A 20587-nucleotide genomic window follows, 5' to 3' on the forward strand; every position below is an offset into this window, starting at 1 on the left:
CGTAACGGGTACGGCACAACAATCCGCTCAGGAGGATCCATGACTCGACTGGTTCGTGCGGGAGCAACACTGGCAATCGCAGGCATTTTCGGCGTCGGGGTGGCGGCACAGAACACCGTGCAGGTCCACCCGGGCACGGGCGGCAGCCCGCACGTCCGGACGAGCTACACGATCGACGGCGCGGCGCTGTCGATCGAATACGGACGCCCCTCCCTCAAGGGACGTCCCGAGGCGACGCTGATGCCGGCCGGTCAGCCGTGGCGCGCCGGTGCGGACGAAGCGACCCTCCTCACGACCGACAAGCCGCTGAAGTTCGGGGCGCTCTCGCTCGCGCCCGGTACCTACACGATCAACGTCCAGCCCGGCACGCAGTGGCAGATCGTTCTCGGCAAGCTGTCGAAGCCGGGGCAGTGGGGCGTGCCGTACAACGCGACGCTTGAGATCGGACGAGCGCCCATGACGGTCTCGAAGACGAGCGCGCCGGTCGAGCAGTTGATCATCGCGATCGACGACACGCCGTCGGGCGCGGCGTTTCGGCTCGAGTGGGGCACGACGCGCGCGACGGCAGCGTTCACCATCGGCTGACGCGGCGACGCGGTCGACGATCGTCAAGGGCGGCGCGCGCTGCACGAGTGAGCGCGCGCCGCTGAACGCGTCGTCCGACGCGCACGTCTCTACGCCGCCCGCGCGCCTCGTGGCGGCCGCGCGCGACGTGCGTTCAGAACACCACTCTGATGGCCGATACCGCGAAGAGCGGCTGCGTCGCCGACGCGCGGTCGTTGCGGAACACGAAGTAGACGTCCTGCATGCCGGTCGCCGGCGTCAGATCGATCGTCGGTCCCGGCGCCGTGATCTCCTGCACGCTCGCGGTGGCGGGGCCGTCGCCGCGAACGCCGCCTCGAGCGGGTGCCGCCGCGCCGGCCGCGGCTGCCGCGCCGGCGCCAGCGCCGCGTCCGCGCGGAGCGGCGGGCACCACCGTCGCCTGGCCGACGAGCGTCCCGTCCGGACCACCGAGCCGCACCTCGATCGTGCCGCCCGCCGCGCCCATGCCGCCGCCCGTCGTGGTCGAGAGCCGCAGTTGCCTCACCCCGCCGAGATCGAGACGCTTGAACCCCACGTAGCCGTTGCGCAGCGCCGTCACCGCCGTGTTGCGGGTCGCCTGCCCTTCGCCTGACGTCCGCGTCCCGAAGCTCACGTTGCTGACGACGTCGGCCGCCGCGGGCGAGAGGACGGTGGATCGCAGCACCGTCATGGCCTCGCCGGACCGGGACGGCAGGCCGCGGACCGGCGCGTCCGCATAGACCGCTCGCAGCACGAGCTTGCCTCGGCCGCCCGGCGGCGCGTCCGGCGTCACGCGGCCGGCGAGCGGCAGCGCGGAGCTCGCGTCGTGCGCGCGGAGCATGTAGGTGACGATGGCCATCGCGTCGGCTGGCGCGAGCGTCGGGTGCGCCGGCATCGCCGTGTCGCCCCAGACACCGGCGCCGCCGGCGCGGGCCTTCGCGGCGAGCGCGGCGATCGTCGCGGTCTCGGGCCGGTAGCGGCTGGCCAGCATCTGGAACGACGGCCCGACCGACGGCGTGTCGGGCTGATGGCAGCCGAGGCAATCCGTCTTCGCGAGGTACGTCTTCGCAACGGCGAACCGCGTGGACGCGTCCACCGGCGCCTGCCCGTGGATCAGCGCGGAAAGGTCGAAGTCCTCGGCGACCGCGTCGGCGCTCACGGCCGCGCGCGCCGGATCCGCCGCGGCGTCGTCGCGATCCGCAATCGTCACCGTGTAGGCGACCGGCTGGCCCGGCTCGAAGAACGTCCGGTTCACGCCCATCGCCTCGATGCTCACCGACGGCGGCGTGTTGCCGGCGACGATGTCGAGCGAGGCGGTGCTGGTGGCACCGTGGGAATCGGTCACGGTGAGCGTCGCGGTGTAGAGACCGGGAGCGTTGAACGCGACCCGCGGCGAGGGCGCCGAGAACGTGCGAGGGGTGTCGCCGCCCGACGCGACGCGCCACTGGTACTTCAGCGGATCGCCGTCGGGATCGCGCGTGTCGGCGGCCGACAACTGCACCTGGAACGGCGGCGCGCCGCCCGCGGCGCTGGCCTGCGCACGCGCCATCGGCGCGCGGTTGCCGCCGTTGTACTCGATGCGGACGAGCGAGCTGTTCGGGCTCTTGGCGAACCAGGTGCTGCCGTAGTCGAGCACGTAGAGATCGCCCTCCGGGCCGAACTTGAGGTCGATGACGCCGATCGGCCGATAGCCCGGCAGGAAGCGCTCCATCGCCACGTACCGGCTGTCATCGTCCATGCGCACCGACATGATCCAGCCGCGCTCGAAATCGGCCGCGAGCCACTTGCCTTCGTAATAGCGCGGGAACAACCGCGTGGCGTCGGGCTTGAAGTCCGCGCGGTGGTAGACCGGGCCGCCGACGGCGCTCTGCGCGCCGGAGCCGACGAGCGGGTACTTGTCGGACGGATCGTACGAATACGCGATGAAGGCCGGCTGCGCGGGCGGCAGCACGCGCAGGCCCGTGTTGTTGACCGACTCGTTGACCGGGCGCGCCGCATCCTGGGCGGGCTTGATCCGGGTGTTGACGAAGTCCCGGACCGGGATCGGCACGTTCTCGCCGACGAAGTACGGAAACCCGAAGAAGCCCGGACCGCGCGCCTGGTTCAGCTCGTCCCACGGCTCGGAGCCGCCGCTGGCGCGCTGATCCGGCGGCCCGACCTCGCCCCAGTAGATGTAGCCCGTGCGGCTGTCCACCGACACGCGCCACGGGTTGCGATGGCCCATCGTGTAGATCTCGGGCCGCGTGCCCGGCGTGCCGGGCGGAAAGAGGTTGCCGGGCGGAATCGTGTAGGTGCCGTCGGGCTCCGGATGGATCCGCAGGATCTTGCCGCGCAGGTCGTTCGTGTTGCCGGACGTGGCCTGGTCGTCGGACGACTGCATGCCGGGGCGCTCGTCGGTCATGCCGCCGCCCGTGTTGTTGCCGACCGTGATGTAGAGGTTGCCCTGTGCGTCCCAGGCCGTGCCGCCGCCCGTGTGGCAGCACCGCTCGCGCTGCGCCGGGTTCTCGAGCAGGATCTTCTTCGACGACTCGACCAGCGTCAGCGTGCGCGCGCCGCCGATCTCGACGTCGCGCAGCTCCCAGCGCGCGAGCACGTGCTTGGCCGCCTGCGGATCGGCGTACTTCATGTACACCCACCGGTTGCGATCGAAGTCGGGATCGATCGCGAGGCTGATCAGGCCCTCTTCCGCTTCGCTGACCCGGCCCGCCGGGCTGTAGTACTTCGTGTTCACCGGAATCGTCGCGACGAGCGACGTGGCGCGCGTGGCCGGGTCGTACACCTTCAGCGCGCCCTTGCGTTCGATGACGAGCACGCGCTCGTCGGAGAGGACCGCGAACATCATCGGCTCGTCCAGCTCGCCGTGCGGGATGAGCTGAACCGGCGTGAACCGGTTGTCGTCCGGCTTGCCGCCGTCGTTCGACGCGCCGATGCGCTCGATCTGCGCGGCCGTGCGCACCGCGGTCCAGGGCAGGACGCCGGCGGCCGAGAGAGACAGCGCGGCGCCGAGCACCACGAGGCAGGTGGAGGTCTGGACGATGGAAGCCATGGGGCGTTGAGCGAATCCTACCGCCAAAAAGGTGCGCCGGAGGGGTTCAGTCCACGCTCGGGCGGCCGATTCTCCCGTCGATCGCGGCCGGTGTCGCGTGTGGCGCTCGGCCGGACGCGCGAGTCGCGGCCGCGCCTCATCGCGCGCGGCAGGCAGGAGGACGTCGTCATGAGTACGCTCACGGTCGATCGGCTGGCCGCTCCGCCGGCCTGGGTCGTCGATCAGATGCCGCCGGGCTATCGGACCCGGCTGTCGGAGATCGAGCGGCTCGCCGGCGAGCTGCGCGAGATGGACCGGTTCGCCCGGCTGCTGTGGGAAGTCGGCGGCCCGCTCGAGGACGCCGTGCGCGACGCGTTCGCCGCCATGAAGCTGGAGATCGATCCCGTCCCGCCGCCGGGGACGCGGCGCGTGGCCGTCCGCCTGAAGCACGGGCGCCGCCTGCTCGTCGAGGTCGCCGACGCCGACGGCAGGATCCAGAAGAAGAGCCCGGCAGTCGCACGCGTGTTCCAGCTCGTTCAGGAAGTGGCCGGCCACAACGATCGCGTCGTGCTGGTGGCGACGAGCGACGCCGAGCGCCGGCCGACCGATCGTCCCGATCCGGTCGATGCCGATGCGCTCGCCCTTCTCGAGCGTCTGGGCGTCAACGTCATGTCCGGGCCGGCGATGTTCGCGTTCTGGTCGCTCTGGCTGCAGGACGCCGACCGCGCCCGCAAGTACCTGGACCGGCTTCACGAGCAGGACGGGGGTGTCTTCCAGGCGCCGACCGTCTGACGCACGCGCCGCGGCTTCGGCCGCGGCCACGCGTGCGATGTCCGAGCCTCTCGGGACCCGCGCGACGTCCTCCGCCGCGCGAAACCGGATGCCGCGCGCCCGCCCGGCATCCACGGTAGAATGGGCCGACTCCCCGCGTACGTTCTGCAGTTGCCGCGACGCGGCAACGGTTCCTATGTGCTGTTCATCGTCGAGGTGCGCACCCGACAGCGGCCGGGACGGTGAGCGGTGCGCCATGGGGTCACGGGCCGCATGAATCATCGGACGGAGAACGACGCCGTGCCTGCCGGCGCACGGCGCGCGCGGCCGGATGACGCCGATGCCGGCTTCCGCCAGTTGGCGGACGCGCTGCCGGCGCTCATCTGGATCAGCGGCCCCGACGGCCGCTGCACCTGGTTCAACCAGCAGTGGCTCGCGTTCGTGGACCGGCGCATGGACCAGGAGGTCGGCGAGGGCTGGACCGAGCACGTCCACCCCGACGACATCGTCCGCGTCCTGCGGACGTACGGCGACGCGGTCGCCGCGCGCGCGCCCTTCGATCTCCAGTACCGCATCCGCCGCCACGATGGCGTCTACCGCTGGCTGCTCGATCAGGGCACGCCGTTCGTCGACGCCGAGGGAGCGTTCGCGGGCTTCACCGGCTCGTGCGTGGACATCACCGATCAGATGCAGGCCGGCCGCGCGCAGGCCTACCTCGCGGCCATCGTCGAATCGTCCGACGACGCGATCATCGCGAAGGATTTGAACGGCATCATCCAGTCCTGCAACGCGAGCGCGGAACGGCTCTTCGGCTACACCGCGGCGGAGCTCGTCGGCCGTCCGGTCCGCATCCTCATCCCGGCCGAGCGGCAGTTCGAGGAGGACGACATCCTCGCGCGGATGCGCCGCGGCGAATCGATCGATCACTTCGAGACGGTGCGGGTGCGCAAGGACGGCAGCCTGATCGACATCTCGCTCAGCGTCTCGCCCGTGCGCGACTTCACGGGCGCGATCATCGGCGTGTCGAAGGTCGCGCGCGACATCACGGCGCAGAAGCGCGTCGCGGCCGATCTGGCCGCGCAGCAGGCCTGGTTCCGCACGACGCTCGGCAGCATCGGCGACGCCGTCATCGCGACCGATCCCGAGGGCCGCGTCACGTACCTCAACGCGATGGCCGAACGGATCAGCCAGTGGCCGATGGCGGAGGCCGCCGGGCGGCCGATCGACGAGGTGGTCCGCATCGTCGACGAGAAGACGCGGCGGCCGATCGCGAGCCCGGTCGAGCAGGTGTTGCGCATCGGCACGACGGTCGGCGGCAACCACGCGCTGCTGCTCGGCCGGCGCGGGACCTCGAGTCCGATCGCGCACAGCGCGGCGCCGATCGCGACGCCCGAAGGCGAACGGCTCGGCGTCGTGTTCGTGTTCCGCGACGTGACCGAGGAGCGGCGCGCCGAGGCGAGGCTCGCCGAGCAGCGCGAGTGGCTGGAGACGACGCTGCGGAGCATCGGCGACGCCGTCATCGCGACCGACGACCGCGGCCGCATCGTGTTCATGAACGCCGTCGCGGAGGAGCTGACCGGCTGGCCGGCCACGGCGGCCGCCGGCCGGGAGTGTCGCGACATCTTCCGGATCGTGAACGAGCAGTCGCGCCGGCAGGTGGAGAGCCCGGTGGACCGCGTGCTGGAGGAAGGGAAGGTGGTCGGGCTCGCGAACCACACGCTGCTCATCGCGGCTGACGGCACCGAGCGGCCGATCGACGACAGCGGCGCGCCGATCCGCGATCCCGACGGGCGCGTCACCGGCGTCGTGCTCGTGTTCCGCGACATCACCGAGCGCCATCGCCTGGACGTCGAGCGGGCCGCGGCGTCCGTCGAGCGCGAGCGCCTGCTCGAGGCCGAGCGGACGGCGCGCGGCGAGGCCGAGCGCGCCAGCCGGGTGAAGGACGACTTCGTCGCGATGGTCTCGCACGAGCTGCGCACGCCGCTCAACGCGATCCTCGGCTGGACGCAGCTCATGATGCAGAGCGGCCAGGATCGCGCCGTCATCGACAAAGGGCTCGAGGTCGTGGCGCGCAACACGCGCATCCAGGCGCAGCTCATCTCCGACCTGCTCGACATCAGCCGGATCGTCGCGGGCAAGCTCCAGCTCGAGATCCAGCGGGTGGAGCTCGAGCCGATCATCAACGACGCGATCGAGACCATCCAGCGCGAGGCCGACGCGAAGGACGTGCGGATCCGGCGCGAGCTCGACCCGAACGCCGGCTCGGTGGCGGGCGACTCGGCACGGCTGCAGCAGATCGTCTGGAACCTCGTGTCCAACGCCGTCAAGTTCACGCCCGCCGGCGGCACGGTGTCGATCGCGCTCCGCGCGCGGCCCGGCAAGGCGGAGATCGTCGTCTCGGACAGCGGCGCGGGCATGCGGCCGGAAACCCTGCCGTACATCTTCGACCGCTTCCACCAGGCCGATCGATCGATCACGCGGCGGTTCGGCGGCCTCGGGCTGGGCCTCGCGATCGTCAAGCACCTCGTGGACCTGCACGGCGGCACGGTCCGCGCCGAGAGCGCCGGCGAAGGCAGGGGCTCGACCTTCACCGTCCTGCTGCCGACGAGCACGGCCGTCGTCGCCACGCCGGCCGAAGACGACGCGTCGCCGCTCCTGGCGGTCGACGACGGCATGTCGCTCGGCGGGATGCGGATTCTCGTCGTCGAGGACGAGCCGGACACGCGCGAGTACCTCAGCCGGCTGCTCGAGGCGCACGATGCCGTCGTGCTCCTGGCCAAGTCGGCCGCCGAGGCGCTCGAGATCTTCCGCCTCACGCGGCCCGATCTGCTCGTGAGCGACATCGGCCTGCCGGAGATCGACGGCTACGATCTCATCCGCCGCATCCGGCGCGGCGACGCCGGCGACGCCAGCAGCCTGCCCGCCATCGCCCTCACTGCCTACGCGCGGACCGAGGATCGGATGCGGGCGCTGCGGGCGGGATTCCAGGGCCACCTGGCCAAGCCGGTCGAAGCGGCCGAACTGCTCGCCGCCGTGGCCAGCTTCCGCGGCGTCGTCGAGTCCCAGCAGAGAAGCCGCCGCCCGCGGTGATCGCGCGCGCCACGTCCGCGCGCGCCGGTCGCGCACGGGCCGGCAACGCTGCGAGAGGCACATGAGTTGCAGTAGCGAGTGGACGCGTGGTCGCCTACCTGATGCTCTCGATGAGCGCCTTCGCGGGACAGGCGCTGCTGTTCGTGCCGATCGTTCCGCTCCTCGTCGGCACGGGCGTCCTCGCGGCCGGCGGTGAGCTGCGCGTGGGCGGGGCGGTCGTCGCGCTCGTGATCGGCGTGGCCGCCGGCGACTGGCTCTGGTTCGTGCTGGGGCGCCATCGCGGCGGATCGCTCGTCCGGCGCGTGTGCCGGCTGGCCGGCGAGCCGAACACGTGCGTGCGGCGCGTCGAGCAGCTCTTCGCGCGGTACGGCGCGCGCGCGCTCGTCGTCTCCAAGTTCGTGCCCGGCCTGAGCACGGTGGCGCTGCCGCTGGCCGGCGCGTTCGGCATGCGCCCGCGCCGGTTCGTCGCGTTCGACGTGTCCGGCGTCGCCCTCTGGAGCTCGACGTACGTCGTCGTCGGCTACCTCGCGTCCGATTCGGTCATGGAGATCGTCGGCGCGCCGGGGCGGCGATGGCGGATCGTGGCGGCAGCCGCGGCGGCGCTTGGCGCCTACGCGCTGTGGAGGTCCGTGCGGCGGCGTCGTGCCGCGCGTGCGCTGGCGACCCCGCGCATGCCCGTCGCGGAACTGCGGCGGAAGCTCGACGCGGGCGAGCCCGTGACGGTCGTCGACCTCCGGCATCCGATCGCGGTCGAGAGCGATCCCGACGGCATCCCCGGAGCGCGGCCGATCCCGGCCGAAGAGCTGCCGTCGCGCGAGGCGGAGCTCTCGCGCGACGGCGTCATCGTGCTCTATTGCTCCTGTCCCGACGAGGCGACGAGCGCGGCCGAGGCGCTGCGGCTGCGGGCGCGCGGCTTCCGGCGCGTCGTGCCGCTCGAGGGCGGCCTCGTCGCGTGGCGGGCGCACGGGTTCCCGGTCGCGCCGATCGCGCCGCGCGTCGCCGTCGACGACCGCGTCCTGAACGCCGCGTAGGGATCAGGGCGCGGGCGTTCCTGGATCGACGTGAGGTGTGAGCTCTGAATCGTCTCAGGTGCCAAGCCGGACGTCATGCTCACGCGCGCGGGACGCTGTGCCATCGTCAATGACTCCGGTCGCGCTCGATCGTCAGGTCCGTTCGTTCTGTCGTTAGGCTCGAACTCGTCGGCCGGACAGTTCTCGCAGTTCGCGCGCTCAGGTCGGCTCGGAGACGCCAACCCGATCGCCGGCTTGGGCAGCGGACACGTCACCGTTTCGGAGTCCGGCAGTTCTCGACGAACCTCACACGGCCCGGATCCGCGACCGGCGACTCGATCACCCGGATGCAGGAAGCCGCGATGTTGGCATTCGGCGCGTCTCCCCACGAGTAATCCTGGAGGCTCACACGTTCGGCCAACCGGATCGTCCAGCTCGGCCACGTCAACATTCAACCGAACAGGTTGGGCATCCTGACGTGACTGTCGTCGACATCGGCCTCGAGCGTGAACCGTTCCACGGCCGCCACCTCTCGTGGCACCTCCCAGATGCCGTTCCGAACCGGCAGGCGCAGCGACCGCTCGCCGGAGGTGATGACGATCTCCTCCGGCGGCGCCTTCTCCTCGCCGTTGTGCAGCACCCGAATGCCCACCACGACGTTCGGGCCCTCCGGCGGCACTTCCCGGGGCGCCGCGCAGTTCACCGCGCGTGCCTCGTCGCCGCGAACGACGACGTCGAACGTCTGGGTGGACTCGAAGGGCCCCCGGCCGAGGCACGCGGTTCGTGCCTCGATGGCCGGATCGACCGATCGCACCAGGCGCACCGTCGTGTTCTCCACCGCCACTTCCTCGAGCAGGCCGGTGAGAAACGCCGGACACTGCTCGCAGATGCGAAACAGTTGAATCAGGAACCCCTTGCGCCGCGCCGGCTGCAGGACGAGCACCGAACGCTGCTGGAATCGGCCCAGCGGATCCAGCGGTTCCCACGTCGAGTACGCGTACATCGCGCCTTCGACTTCGGCGAGATTCGCGCGGAGGAACGCGATGGCGCGCTGAGGCGACCCGCCCCGGAGGTCGTCGTTCTGGGCCAGCGCATCGGAGGCGGTCGACAAGAGCCCGATCGACACGACGAGGACGAGCCGACAGCGGAAGCTCGTGCTCATGCGCGCGAGACGACGTCGTAGACAGGATCCTGCGCGTGAGCAGTCGCGCTGCAGGCGGCGACGAGCGCGAGCACAGACAGGCGGCAGTTCCGCACCGTTCGGAAAGGAACGACCATGCTGCGCCTCCCTGTGACTACCCGTCGGCAGTGCGTGAGGTTCGGTTTGTCGATTGCAGCGGACTGCAGTGGCGCGAGAGCTCGCTGTCAAGCCGCGGCGGCGTGGCTGCGGCGACGTGTCGTGTCAAAGCCGCGGCGGCGTGGCGCGGCGTGGCGTGCGGCGTGTCGGCGCTGCGGCGCCGTTCCCATCAAAGCGGAATCGAAAGCTGTGCCGCCTCGGGCGGCGTCGGCACCGATCCAAGTCCCATCGACGCGAGGCGGAGCTGCGATCGGATCAGCTCGGCGGCATACGGCTCGTTGATCACGCGCCGGTAGCTGCCGTCGGGCTCGTGGACGAAGTCCCAGAGGCCGCTGTTGTGCCAGTGCGACGGGTCGTCCCATTCGAACCGGTCGACGATCGGGTACAGGCACACGCCCTCGAGCGGCACGCCGCGCTCGATCGCGAGGACGATCTCGTCGGTCAGCTCGCGCAGCCACTCGGCGCGTCCGACGCCGACGTGGCTGGTCTCGCCGACGAAGATCGGCCTCCGACAACGCTGATGGGCCTCTTCGACGAGCGCGTGAAACGGCATCCACCGCGGATCGCGCGGATGGACGTGCCAGTGGATCTTCCGGCCGCCCGGCACCTCCCACTGGTTGTCGTGGTAGACGTTCACGCCCACGACGTCGAGGTACCGATCGTGGCCGCCGAGATCGGGCGCGACGCGTCCCGCGATCATGTCCCACGCCTCCCACTGGCTGTTCCGCTGGCCGGCGGCGCGGCCGCCGTGGTCGGGCTTGCCCCGCGGCGGCACGGTGTGGATGAGCGGTTCCACGGAGACGATGCGCGCGCGCGGGTCCACCTCGCGGATCGCATCGACCGACGCGATCCACGCGCGCACCAGTTGACGCTTCACGTCGTCGCCGCGGCCGTGGAGGAACGGCCTGAACCACCCCACCGCGCCGGCCGCCCACGCGAAGAACGACAGCTCGTTGATCGGCGTCACGAAGAGCGGCCCCGTGGTCCGTTCACGGAGATGGCGCGCCGTCGCGGCCGCGAAGCGCGCGAAGCGATCGACGAACGCCGGCGCGAAGAGGTCGAGGCCGTCCGGCCAGCCGTAGTGCAGCAGGTCCCAGATCACCTGGATGCCGTGCGCGCGCGCGGCCGCCGCGTACGGCTCCAGCGAGCTGAAGTCGTACCGCCCGGCCTCGACCTCGATCCGGTGCCAGCGCGCCGTGTCGCGGGCGGTCGCGATCCCTACCGACCGCAGGCGCGCGTAGTCCTCCGAGACGAACCGATCGTGCTGCGTCGCCTCGAGCATGTCGAGCCGGGTGCCGGCGCGGTTCACGTGACACGCCGACTCGAAGCCGGCGATCCAGAACGAGTTGAAGAGAGGGGGATGTGACGGGCGCTTCGTCTGCATGACCGCGTGCGGGCGGGTCCTCTCCATTATGGCAGTCCCCTCCGCGGCCGCCCGACGCGGTTTGCGGGTACACTCGACCTTCTCTGACGCGCGTGAGTACCCGACCCGTCCGGACGAGGCCCTTCGATCGCTCGCTCGTGGAAGGCCCGATTGGCAAGGCCGTGTGGAAGATCGCCTGGCCGACGATGCTCCAGAACATCATCGCGGGGCTGCAGGGCATCATCGACCACGTCATGGTCGGGCACTTCGTCGGCTACGTCGGCAACGCGGCCATCGGCGTCAGTTGGCAGATCGTCCTCGTCGTCATCGTGTTCGGCAGCTCGGTGTTCAGCGGCATGGGCGTGCTCGTCGCGCGCTTCGCCGGCGCCGACGAGCCCGAAAAGGTGAACCGCGTCGTCTACCAGGCGTTCCTCACGGCGGCCGGCCTGTCGGTGCTGCTCGCCGTGTTCGGATGGATCGCCGCGCCGAGCCTGCTCGACCTCGTCAACGCGGCGCCAGCCGTGCGCGCCGAGGCCATGCCGTTCCTGCGCACGATGCTGCTCGGCATGATGGGCATGATGATGTTCTTCATGCTGAGCGGCGCGTTCCGATCGGCCGGCGACTCGCAGACGCCGCTGCGGCTCGGCGTGATGATGACGGTGCTCACCGTCGCGTTCAACCTCGTGCTGATCCCGATGTTCGGCACGGTCGGCGCCGCGTTCGGCACGATCGCCAGCAGCTCGCTCGTCTCGGCGTTCGGCGTGTGGCGCATGCGGCGTCCCGACTCGGTGATCCACTTCGATCCCGGCATGCGCCGTGCGCCCGATCCGTCGATCATCCGCGCGCTCTTCCGCTTCGGCCTGCCGACCGGCGTGCAGGGCATCGCGATGAACGTCGCGGGCGTGCTGCTGCTCCGGTTCATCGGATCGCTCGAGGAGAGCGCCGCGGCGCAGGCCGCCTACGCGGTCGGCTACACGGAGCTGTTCTCGCTGATCACCTGGACGTCGGTCGGGCTCATGGGCGCCGCGGCGACGATCGCCGGGCAGAACCTCGGCGCGGGCCGGCCCGAGCGGGTGATCGAGGGCGTGTCGGTGGCCTCGCGCATCGGGCTGATGCTGGCCGCGGTCGTCGGCGCGCTGTTCCTGCTCGCGCCGACGATGCTGCTCGGCGTGTTCGGCATGACCGAGCCGGCCGTGCTCTCGATCGGCCGGCAACTGCTGCGGTACCTCGCCGTCTCCGGCCTGTTCATCACGGTCGCCCTCTCCGTCACGGGCGCGCTCCAGGGCACCGGCGACACGCGCAGCCCGCTGTACGTCTCGATCGTGTCGCAGATCGTCGTCCCGCTCGGGCTCTGCCAGTGGTGGCAGATGACGGGGGCGCTCGAGCCGGGCCGCATCTGGCTCGCGATCGTCCTCGGCCACATCACGCGCTGCCTGCTCAGCATCGCGATCTTCCGCAGCCAGCGCTGGCGCGGAATCCAGGTCGAGATCACGTGACGGTCCCGGGTCCTGGGTCCCGGGTCCGATGGTCCTGGGTCCCGGGTCCGATGGTCCGGAGTTCCGGGTCCGATGGTCCGTCAGTCCACGCCCAGCTCCGCCGCGTAGCGCGCGGCGTCTGCCGCCGTCGCCACGGGAGTGCCGCGATGGTCGCCGAGGTCGAACACCTGGCCGCCGCGCCGCGAGCTCGCTTCCGCGAGGTTGGCGACGAGGAGCGTCTTCCACCCGATCTCGAGGCTCGGCTCGAGCGGCTGGCCGGCCGCGACGTTGGCGGCGAACGCGCGCACTTCCTGCTCGTAGGCGCGGGCGAAGCGCGCGTAGAAGTCGGGCTGGTGCGAGTTGGGCCGCGTCATCGGGAAGTCGAGCGCCTCGAGCAGCATCCCGCGCGGCACCGGCCCGTCGTCTGCGCCGCACCACAGGTTGGCGTGGACGATGCCGAAATCGCCGACGAACTCGCCGACGTCGATCCGGCCGCGCGTGCCGACGAGCGTGAAGCGGTTGTCGTAGCCGGTGCGGTTGATGCGCGACCCCCAGAGGTGCGCGAGCGAGCCGTCGTCCCAGGTGCAGAAGGCGTGCACGATGTTGGCCCCCTCGCCCGCGCGATCCTCGTAGTGCGGCGCGAGGAACTGGATGGCCTGGACGCGGCGCGGCAGCGTGAAGCCGCGGAAGCTCATGGCCTCGTAGACCAGGTGGATCGCCATGTCGGCGGTGATCCCGCAGCTCTGGTAGCCGGCAGGCGTGGGGTTCTTGTCCTGCAGCACGTGCGACGTCTGCTGCAGGTCGCCGATGAGCCCCTCGGCGACCCATCGGGACGCGGCGCGCGTGGCCGCGTCGTAGCCGCGCTGGAAGCCGACCTGCACGAGCGAGTCGCCGCTCGGCCCGAGCGCGGCGCAGAAGGCGGCCGCCTCCGCGATCGATCCGGCGAGCGGCTTCTCGACGAGCACGGGGATGCCGCGCGAGGTGAACGCGAGCGCGTCGCGCGCGTGGTCCTCGGTGCGCGACGCGACGATCGCGGCGTCGAGCCCGCCCTCGGCCATGTCCTCCGGCTGCGAGTACGTCTTCAGATCGCCGCTGATGCTGCGGTCGAGGACCGCGACGCGTTCGGCGGTCTCGGTGCGCGACGCCTCACGGCGGTCGCCGATGGCCACGAACTCGATCCGCCGCTCGCAGGCGAGCCGGATGAGCGTCTCTACATGTACCAGTCCCATGCGGCCCACGCCGAAGACGCCGAGTCTCGGCCGGCGGGTGCGGTCTGGGGAGGATGTCCGCATCGCGCGCTCCTGATGCCGGAACGCCCGCGAGCCGACGCCGCCGGCGCTCGACCGCGCCGCGGTGCTGCTCCGGGGCGTGCCGATGCGACGTCAGGTCTCGCGACGTTCCGTCGATGACGATCGCCGATCGCGGCGACGAGCTCGCCGGCGGCCGGCAGCGGCCCCCGGCCCATCGCCGGCGGCACCTGCACATAGTACCGCCCTCCTCACCAGCGAAACACGCTCAGCAGGTTGTTGAAGTCGTCGGTCCACACCGGCGCGAGCGGATCCGCCGCGGGCGTCGTCCACGTGGCATCGTCGGCGATCGCGCCGACGGCACCGGCGTCGCGGGCGATCACCGCCCACTGCGACGGCATCATCCCGCGGCCCGCCAGCCGCGGATCGATGTGCAGGTCGTCCTTCTTGCGGTAGGCGAGCCCCAGCTCGGCGGAGATGCCGGCGAGCACGCGGCCGAGATCGAGATGGCGGTTGCTGATGTTGAACGCGAGCAGGCCGCCCGGCGCGAGCTTCTCCATGTAGAGCGCGATCGCCTCGCGCGTGATGAGGTGGATCGGGATCGCATCCGAGCTGTAGGCGTCGAGCACGAGCAGGTCGTACTCGCCCGCCGCGGCCGATTGCAGCGACAGCCGCGCGTCGCCGGTGACGATGCGCGCATCCGGCGCGCAGAGGCGCAGGAACGTGAACAACCCCGTGTCGCGCGCGATCTCGACGACCGCCGGGTCGAGCTCGTAGAACGTCCACCGCTGCGCCGGCGTTCGATAGCACGCGATCGACCCCGTGCCGAGCCCGACGACGCCGACCCGGCCCTGCGGATGGGCCGTGTTGAACACGGCGAAGATCTGGCCGAGCGGCCCGTTCGGATGGAAGTAGGTGAGCGGCTCGCGCTCGCGCGCCGGGTCGAGGCTCTGCGCGCCGTGCGTCGTGTTGCCGTGGCCGAGCACGCGGTAGCGGCCCGACGGCTGGAGCACCACCCGGTTGATGCCGTAGAAGGTGCGGTCGACGAGCAGCAGCGTGCCGCGGCCGGCGCCGTAGAGCGTGCTCGCGGCGAACACCGCGCCGAGCGTGAGCGCGAACGCCGCGCGGCGCCGCCCGAACGCCAGGCCCGCGGCGAGCGGCGCGCCGAACATCAGGCCGCGCGCGAGCCAGCTCGACGGATGGTCCGGTGCCTGGAGCGTGAGCACGACGATCGCCGAGACCGCGCCGGCGGCGGCCGGCACGACGAGATCGATCCATCCACGCCGCGATGCCGTGGCTGGTGCCGCCGGCACGTCCTTCGAGCGCCCGCGACCGTCCGCCTTCGGCACCGCCCGCCCCTCGCGGCGCGGCGTGCCCTTCTCCGGCGCTGCCGCGGGCTTCGCAGGCATCAAGAGCGCGGCGGCGAGGATCAGGCTGAGCGGGTACTCGTAGACGTGCTCGAAGAGCAGCGGCGCCGCGAGCGCGTTGAACATGCCGCCGAGCGCGCCGCCGAGCGACACGATCAAATAGAAGCGCGTCAGCTCGCCCGGCCCCGGCCGCAGCGAGGCCAGCCGGCCGTGGCACGCCAGCGCGATCACGAAGAACGCCGCCACGTGCGACGCCACGAGCCACCAGTCCGTCGACTCCTCCTTCGCCGCGATGAGGAACATCAGGCCGGCGAGCACGAACGGCACCACGGCCGACACGGCTCGCGGCGGCACGGGCGGCCGTCGCGCGAACGTGAGCACGAACGTCACGAGGTACACGGCGAGCGGGATGACCCAGAGCAGCGGCACCGCGGACAGGTCCGTCGTGAGGTACGTCGTGACGCTGAGCATCAGGCTGACCGGCACGGCGGCGAGCGCCAGCCAGCGCATCTGACGCGCGAGCGCCGGGCGGCCGGCCGGCGGATCGTCGGGCACGACCGCCGGCGACGCGTCCGGTGCGCCGCCCATGTTCGCGCCGCGCGCTTTCAGAATCAGCACGCCGCAGCCGGCGCAGAGGACGACGAAGGCGGCGTAGCCGAACGTCCACCAGCGGGCCTGCTCTCCGAGCGGGAGCCAGCGCTCCATCGCCACGGGGTAGCCGAGCAGCGCGAGCAGGCTGCCGGCGTTGCTGGACGCGTACAGGAAGTACGGGTCGCGGCCGTGCGGATGCCCGCTCGCCGAGAACCATCGCTGCAGCAGCGGCGCCGTCGTCGAGACGACCACGAACGGCAGGCCGACGGCGACGGCGAGCACGGCGAGCAGCGACGCCGCGGGGTGATCGGGATTCGGCGTCCAGGCGTCGGGGATGCCGAGCGGCAGCACCGCGAAGGGGATGGCGAGCAGCAGGAAGTGGACGAGCACCTGCGCGCGCGGCGAGAGCGCGCGGCTCGAGAAGTAGGCGTACGCGTAGCCGGCGAGCAGCGCGGCCTGGTAGAAGACGACCGCCGTGTTCCACACGGCCGGCGAGCCGCCGAGCCGCGGCAGCACCATGCGCGCGAACATCGGCTGCACGAGAAAGAGCAGCGCGGCGCTGAGGAAGATCGTCAGCGTGTAGAGGCCGAGCACGAATGCCGTGCCGTGTGGCGCGGGCCGGCGGTCAACGGAGGACACGTGTAGGCATGACCTCGGAGGAGTGAATTCTACAGGGCGGCGCGCGAGCGCCGCGGCGATGGCCGGACAACGACGCGCCAGCGCTCCCGGGTAAGATTACCTGTCGCCGCGAGCGCCTCGCGATCCTGCCGGATCGGGGCGCCGGAACGTCCGTCGAAAGGACCGTCGTGTCAGCCACGCTCAGCGAGTTCGCGAAGCACCTCAACGTCGAGACCGCGTTCACCGTGCTCGCCGTCGCTCGGTCCCTGAAGGCGCAGGGCAAGGATGTCGTCGAGCTGGAAATCGGCGACAGCCCGTTCGAGAGCACGCCGTCGGCCAAGGCCGCCGGCACGCAGGCGATCGAGGAGAACCAGTCGCACTACTGCCCGTCGCCCGGCCTGCCGGCGTTCAGGGAGGCGGCCGCCCGGTTCGTGCGCGAGGAGTTCGGCATTCCTGCCGCGGCGGAGCACGTGGTGGCGGGACCGGGCGCCAAGATCTTCCAGCAGTTCTTCTGCGAGGCGTTTCTCGACGCCGGCGACGGCGCGCTCGTGTTCAGCCCGCACTTCCCGACGTTCGTGCCCAACATCGAGCGCCGGCAGGCGCGCGCCGTGTTCGTCCCGCTGCGACAGGAACAGGAGTTCCGGCCCGACGTCGGCGCGATCGAGCGCTTCCTCCGGGAGGATCCGTCCCCGAAGGCGATCTTCCTGAACTCCCCGCACAACCCGACCGGCGGCGTCGCGACCGAGGACGATCTGCGCCGCATCGCGGACGTCGTCCGCGGCACGAACGTCGCCGTGTTCAGCGACGAGCCCTACTGCCACATGGTCTGGAAAGGGCGGCACCGGTCGCTGCTCGAGCAGCCCGACATGCTGGAGCAGTGCGTTGCCGCGTACACGTTCAGCAAGTCCTACAGCATGAGCGGCTGGCGCCTCGGATTCGCCGTCTCATCGGCCCGGATCGCCGAGGCGATCGCGAAGATGATCAACACGTGCCTGTCGTGCGTGCCGCCGATCGTGCAGCTCGCCGGCGCGGCGGCGCTCGGGCAGGACGCGGCCGCGCGCGACCGCGACATGCAGCGGTTCCGCGAGAAGGTCGTGCTGCTCACCGAAGGGCTGAACCGGATCGACGGCATCCGCACGCTGGATCCGACGGCGACGTTCTACGTGTTCCCGAACGTGGCGCCGATCTGCAATCGGCTCGGCATCACGAGCCATGGGTTGGCGCTCTACCTGCTCGAGGGCGCGGACGACCGCTTCGGCGTGGCGTGCCTGGGCGGCGAGTGTTTCGGCGATGCCGGCGCCGGGTTCCTGCGGTTCAGTTGCGCGGAGCCGAACGAGCGGCTGCAGCAGGCGCTCGCCTTCCTTCCGGCAGCCCTGTCGCGGACCGACCGCGTGGCCGCCTATCTGGCGAAGAACCCGAGATTCAGGCTGCAGACTCCCTATCCGACACGCTGACCGCGCCGCCGTCGTATTGCCGTGAGGAATCGCTGATGCCGACCCGCCGCCCGCCCGATCGTTCGCCCGCGCCACCCAGCCCTGGCGGTCCGAAGAAGACGACGAAGGCGCGGCCGGCGCGGATGTCGTCGGGGCTCGTGGCGCTGAGCTCGGCGGCGGTCCTGAGCGTGTACGCGGCCGGGTTCGCGCGCACGAAAGCCTCGGCGGATCGGATCGCGGACGCGAGCGCCCGCCGGTCCATGCCCGGCGAGGCGGAGTTCGGCCGCGGGCGGGCGGCGTCCATGGGCCCGGCGCCCTCCGCGGCGCCCTCCCCGCAGCCTGCGGCCGCTCTGCCGACAGACGATCCCTCGAAATCGGCGCCGGCGCCTTCCGCCGCGGCCCCTGCCGCGGCGCCGGGTGCGGTTGAGACGGTAACGGCGCCGGCCCAGGGTCAGGGCGGGGCGCCAGGTGAAGCGCGCGTGGCCGCGGCGCAGGCGAAGACGGCCGCGACCGCAGCGGTGCCGGCCACTGCCACCGTGCCGGCGGACGCGGCGCCCGCTCCGGACGTTCACGTTCCCTCGGGCACGTCCGATAGCCACGAGACCGGCGGGACGACGTCGACGGCATCGGCAGCACCGGTGCCGGCCGCGGCGGCCATCGAGACGCCCGCGGCTCCGGCGCCGAAGCCGCAGGCACCGGGCCTGAAGGACGGCACCTACACCGGCTGGGGCACCTGCCGGCACGGCGACGTCCAGGCCGAGGTGGTGATCGCCGGCGGCCGCATCACGTCGGCGCGCATCTCGCAGTGCTGGACGCGCTACACCTGCAACTGGCTGGATCCGGTCGTGCCGCAGGTCGTGCAGCGCCAGAGCCCGGCCGTCGACTACGTGTCGGGCGCGACGCAGAGCACCGACGCGTTCTACTACGCCGTGCTCGACGCGCTCCTGAAAGCGAAGTGAGCGCGGCGCCGCTGAGCCACGATCGCGCCCTCGATTCGACGACCCGCGCCGGCGTGGCGATGGGCACGATCGTCACGATGCGGATCGCCCATCACGGGCCGGCGCGCGACCCGAGCGGACGCGGCCGCGAGGCGGCCCTCGACGCGGCGTTCTCCTGGTTCGTCGAGGTCGAGCGCCGCTGCAGCCGGTTCGATCCGGCGAGCGAGCTGCGTGCGCTGACCGCGCGCGTGGGCGAGGCCGTCGCGGTCAGCCCGATGCTCTTCGCCGCTGTCGAGTTCGCCGTCGCCGTCGCCGCCGAGACCGACGGCGCGTTCGATCCGACCGTCGGCCGCGATCTGGAACAACGCGGCTTCGACACCGACTACCGGACGCGCACCGCCGCGCCGACGACGGTCGACGCGGCGGGGGCGACGTACCGCGACGTGACGCTCGGCGCCGGGCGCGGCACGGTGCGGCTCGAGCGGCCGCTCCTGCTGGACCTCGGCGCCGTGGCGAAAGGGCTCGCGATCGACATGGCCGCGCGCGAGCTCGAGGCGTTCGAACACTTCGCGATCGACGCGGGCGGCGACGTGTTCGTCGCCGGCCACGGTCCCGACGGCCGCCCGTGGTCGGTCGGCATCCGGCACCCGCGGCACGACGACCTGCTCGGCGTCGTGCGCGTGTCGAACGCGGCCGTGTGCACGTCGGGCGACTACGAGCGGCCCGGCGGCTCCGAGGGTCACCACGTCGTGGACGGCCGCACGCGCCGCACCGCGCTCGCGGCCGTCAGCGCGACGACGATCGCGCCGACGGCGCTGGCGGCCGACGCGCTCGCGACCGCAGCGTTCGTGCTCGGCCCCGCCGGCGGGATCGCCCTGCTCGAACGCCACGGCGTCGACGGGCTCATCGTCGCCTCCGATCTCACGCGTCACGTCACCGCAGGATTCGATCGCCATGCGTAAGTTCTTCCGGACGCCCAAGGGGCTGCTGCTCATCGTGCTCGTCGGGCTCGTCGCGATCGCGGCCCCGCACGAAGGCCTCGCCGTCGTCGTGCCCGGGCTCGCCGCGGCCGTCGTGCTCGCCGGCCTGCTCGACGCCGCCATCCTCCGCGTTCGCGACGGCGGCTGGGCGTTCCCGAGCGGCGCCGTCCTCACGGCGCTGATCGTCGCGATGGTGCTCAGCTCGCGCGAGCCATGGCACGTCACCGCCGCGACGGCCGTGCTCGCGATCGTCTCCAAGTACGTGTGTCGCTATCGCACGGCCAACGTGTTCAATCCGGCCGCGCTCGCGATGGTCGCGACGTTCTACCTGTTCGACACCGGGCACAGTTGGTGGGGCGCGCTGCCCGACGTGGCGCCGCCGTTCCTGATCCTGCTCTTCGTGGCCGGCCTCTTCATCACGGACCGCGTCAACAAGATGCCGATGGTCCTCGCGTTCCTCGGCGCCTACTACGGGCTCTTCACCGGCATGGCGTTCGCCGGCGACCCGCGATGGGTCGCCGAGATCTACCGCACGCCGGACGTGCAGGCCGTGCTGTACTTCGCGTTCTTCATCCTCACCGATCCGCCGACGTCGCCCACGAAGTACCGGCACCAGGTGATCTGCGGCGTGCTCGTCGCCGTGACGAGCGTCGTCTTCTTCGAAGCGCTCGGCGTCGTGTACTACCTCCTGGCTGGCGTGCTCGTCGGCAACGTGTGGGAGACGTGGCGCCGCTGGCGCGCGCACCGGGGCCGGGAGCGCCAGCATCGCCATCCCCGGCGCGCGCACGACGCGGCGGCCGGCACGGCCGTCATCGCGTAGC

Annotated in this window: 14 protein-coding genes; 9 read left to right on the forward strand and 5 right to left on the reverse strand. The window is 71.7% G+C overall.

What is annotated here, in order from left to right; genetic code table 11:
* The first annotated feature begins 39 nt into the window (after positions 1–39).
* Positions 40–585, forward strand: a complete 546-nt coding sequence (locus IT184_17070) for a DUF2911 domain-containing protein (GenBank protein ID MCC7010523.1) — start codon at positions 40–42, stop codon at positions 583–585.
* Positions 586–718: 133 nt separating this feature from the next.
* On the opposite strand, the gene IT184_17075 is transcribed toward IT184_17070, so the two are convergent.
* Entirely contained in the window at positions 719–3607 is a 2889-nt protein-coding gene (locus tag IT184_17075) for a PQQ-dependent sugar dehydrogenase (protein ID MCC7010524.1), read from the reverse strand.
* A 168-nt stretch (positions 3608–3775) separates the two neighbouring features.
* On the opposite strand from IT184_17075, the gene IT184_17080 reads away from it, so the two are divergent.
* The 3 genes from IT184_17080 (at position 3776) to IT184_17090 (ending at position 8478) form a co-directional block, all read left to right on the forward strand.
* Entirely contained in the window at positions 3776–4378 is a 603-nt protein-coding gene (locus IT184_17080; GenBank protein ID MCC7010525.1) for a hypothetical protein, read from the forward strand.
* A 252-nt stretch (positions 4379–4630) separates the two neighbouring features.
* Complete coding sequence (locus IT184_17085; GenBank protein ID MCC7010526.1) at positions 4631–7447, forward strand: PAS domain S-box protein; 2817 nt, start codon at positions 4631–4633, stop codon at positions 7445–7447.
* Positions 7448–7533: 86 nt separating this feature from the next.
* Positions 7534–8478 (forward strand): VTT domain-containing protein, encoded by a 945-nt coding sequence (locus tag IT184_17090; GenBank protein ID MCC7010527.1) that lies wholly within the window; start codon positions 7534–7536, stop codon positions 8476–8478.
* A gap of 430 nt (positions 8479–8908) precedes the next feature.
* On the opposite strand, the gene IT184_17095 is transcribed toward IT184_17090, so the two are convergent.
* Together IT184_17095 and IT184_17100 are read right to left on the reverse strand one after the other, a co-directional pair.
* On the reverse strand, positions 8909–9619 hold the full coding sequence (locus IT184_17095) for a hypothetical protein (protein MCC7010528.1): 711 nt from the start codon (positions 9617–9619) through the stop codon (positions 8909–8911).
* Positions 9620–9923: 304 nt separating this feature from the next.
* Positions 9924–11165: a beta-glucosidase gene (locus IT184_17100; protein MCC7010529.1), complete on the reverse strand. Its 1242-nt coding sequence runs from the start codon at positions 11163–11165 to the stop codon at positions 9924–9926.
* A 65-nt stretch (positions 11166–11230) separates the two neighbouring features.
* Between IT184_17100 and IT184_17105 the strand changes: the two genes are divergently transcribed.
* On the forward strand, positions 11231–12613 hold the full coding sequence (locus IT184_17105; protein MCC7010530.1) for an MATE family efflux transporter: 1383 nt from the start codon (positions 11231–11233) through the stop codon (positions 12611–12613).
* A gap of 80 nt (positions 12614–12693) precedes the next feature.
* Here IT184_17105 and IT184_17110 read toward each other — a convergent pair whose 3' ends face one another.
* A complete protein-coding gene (locus IT184_17110) occupies positions 12694–13884 on the reverse strand; it encodes a Gfo/Idh/MocA family oxidoreductase (protein ID MCC7010531.1) in 1191 nt (396 codons plus the stop codon).
* Positions 13885–14090: 206 nt separating this feature from the next.
* A complete protein-coding gene (locus tag IT184_17115; protein MCC7010532.1) occupies positions 14091–16436 on the reverse strand; it encodes a fused MFS/spermidine synthase in 2346 nt (781 codons plus the stop codon).
* Positions 16437–16603: 167 nt separating this feature from the next.
* Between IT184_17115 and IT184_17120 the strand changes: the two genes are divergently transcribed.
* Genes IT184_17120 through IT184_17135 form a run of 4 tightly spaced genes read left to right on the forward strand, consistent with a single transcriptional unit; the run spans position 16604 to position 20586 of the window.
* Positions 16604–17869: an aminotransferase class I/II-fold pyridoxal phosphate-dependent enzyme gene (locus tag IT184_17120; protein ID MCC7010533.1), complete on the forward strand. Its 1266-nt coding sequence runs from the start codon at positions 16604–16606 to the stop codon at positions 17867–17869.
* A 35-nt stretch (positions 17870–17904) separates the two neighbouring features.
* Positions 17905–18807 (forward strand): hypothetical protein, encoded by a 903-nt coding sequence (locus IT184_17125; protein ID MCC7010534.1) that lies wholly within the window; start codon positions 17905–17907, stop codon positions 18805–18807.
* On the forward strand, positions 18804–19748 hold the full coding sequence (locus tag IT184_17130; protein MCC7010535.1) for an FAD:protein FMN transferase: 945 nt from the start codon (positions 18804–18806) through the stop codon (positions 19746–19748). The genes IT184_17125 and IT184_17130 overlap by 4 nt, the downstream gene beginning before the upstream one ends.
* Positions 19741–20586: an RnfABCDGE type electron transport complex subunit D gene (locus IT184_17135; protein ID MCC7010536.1), complete on the forward strand. Its 846-nt coding sequence runs from the start codon at positions 19741–19743 to the stop codon at positions 20584–20586. Before IT184_17130 ends, IT184_17135 begins: the two co-directional genes overlap by 8 nt.
* Position 20587: the final 1 nt, after the last annotated feature.

The organism is Acidobacteriota bacterium (assembly GCA_020853395.1).
Lineage (GTDB): Bacteria > Acidobacteriota > Vicinamibacteria > Vicinamibacterales > SCN-69-37 > JADYYY01.